Annotated in this window: 2 protein-coding genes; both read right to left on the reverse strand. The window is 42.1% G+C overall.

The genetic code is table 11. From position 1 onward, the window contains the following. Nucleotides 1–197 precede the first annotated feature (197 nt). A complete protein-coding gene (locus R2S67_RS22715; protein WP_317347171.1) occupies nucleotides 198–725 on the reverse strand; it encodes a hypothetical protein in 528 nt (175 codons plus the stop codon). A gap of 138 nt (nucleotides 726–863) precedes the next feature. Continuing rightward, a complete protein-coding gene (locus R2S67_RS22720; protein ID WP_005535745.1) occupies nucleotides 864–1,397 on the reverse strand; it encodes a cysteine hydrolase family protein in 534 nt (177 codons plus the stop codon). Between the last annotated feature and the right edge of the window lie 25 nt (nucleotides 1,398–1,422).

The raw sequence follows: 1,422 nt of genomic DNA on the forward strand, positions 1-1,422 counted from the left end.
CATCCACAAAATCAACGACAGATTTTATATTTCTTAAATCTAGGAATGTCACCATGTTCTCCCTGAGTTATAACGCCGCATTAAGGGGTGAACAACGCAAACCACCCAAACTAAACCATTGCGCCATAAACACTTAAGCTGAACTTTTAACCAAAACCGCCAAGCGTTGAGAATCCCTCTTAAATGCTTTGTTATGTTTATTTTCTCGGCCTGCCACAATACCCAGAGAATTGACCTTCACAATCTGCACCAGACTGCTCAATTAAACTTTGGCAAAATGGGCGAACACACTCGTACATTTGAATTGAATATTGTACGTCTATATCTGCCCCCCAAAAACTATCCATTTGTTCACTAGCTTCTACTGTGTCTTTTACACTTCCGTAGACTGGCTTTCCGTGGGCCACGGTGTCACGAATTAATTTTAGGTTCTTTAAGGCGGCTACTACGTTACCATCCCGCTCAAGTTCGAGTTGAGCAACAGAGCAAACCTTTTTCAACTTAATATGGTAAGGCTTACGTTCATTCCAGTTTTTAACTACTCTATGACCTACAAAATTTATGGTAGCTTCTACAGCTAAGGCCATAAACAAAACCGAACTTTGACAGTCAAGAGTGATGCCAACCCTATCGCCCGAAGCATCTTTTTCTTGCGCAGTCGTCAAATGATGAAACGCAATATTCCAAAGGTCATTGTGAGGATATATATAGTAAAAAGCTGCCATAAAACTCCATAAACATAACGCCCAATTAAGGTGTGAAGCGCGCAACCACGACACTCAATTTAACCACCGTAATCACCAAACTTAAACCAAACTAAAAATGTCAAGCGTGCTGAATCACTCTTAAATTGCTTGTTAGCCCTATGCCCAAAGGTTGCACGCCTCTACCGCTTCGATTTTAACACCGAAACTAGAAATGCTAGGTAACGTGGCATTGTGGTGCTCTCGAATTTGAGCCCCACTGGCGTGCTCCTTATCATGAGTTGTGTGAGCATCCGAAACCAAAGTTACGGGGTAGCCTAAACCTGCAGCTCTGCGAATGGTGGTATCAACGCAAAACTCTGAGGCGTAGCCACACACAATTAAGCTATCTACATCGAGTTCATTCAAAACACTTTGAAGATTAGTATTCAAGAAAGAGTCTGGTGTTGTTTTGCGAACGAAATGGTCACCAGTTTGTGTAATTAAGCTCGACTGCAATGCCCAACCTGCGCTTTCGTATTCAATAACAGATTTAGGTTGCTCGTGCTGAACAAAGATAACTGGGACAGACTTAGCACGCGCCAATTTCGTAACTTCATTAATTTTGGTGAGTACGATTTGTGACTCAAATGGTTGAGGTTCCGGGTCGAACAGAATCGACTGAACATCAATAACTAATACTGCAGATTTCATTGTTTTCCTCTGATAGGGCTAACGC

The sequence above is a fragment of the Vibrio sp. T13N genome, from assembly GCF_032970445.1.
GTDB lineage: Bacteria > Pseudomonadota > Gammaproteobacteria > Enterobacterales > Vibrionaceae > Vibrio > Vibrio diabolicus.

Excerpts from the sequence above, each read along its gene's own strand:
- R2S67_RS22715 (WP_317347171.1), bottom strand. The coding sequence starts at position 725 with ATGGCAGCTTTTTACTATATATATCCTCACAATGACCTTTGGAATATT.
- R2S67_RS22720 (WP_005535745.1), bottom strand. The coding sequence starts at position 1,397 with ATGAAATCTGCAGTATTAGTTATTGATGTTCAGTCGATTCTGTTCGAC.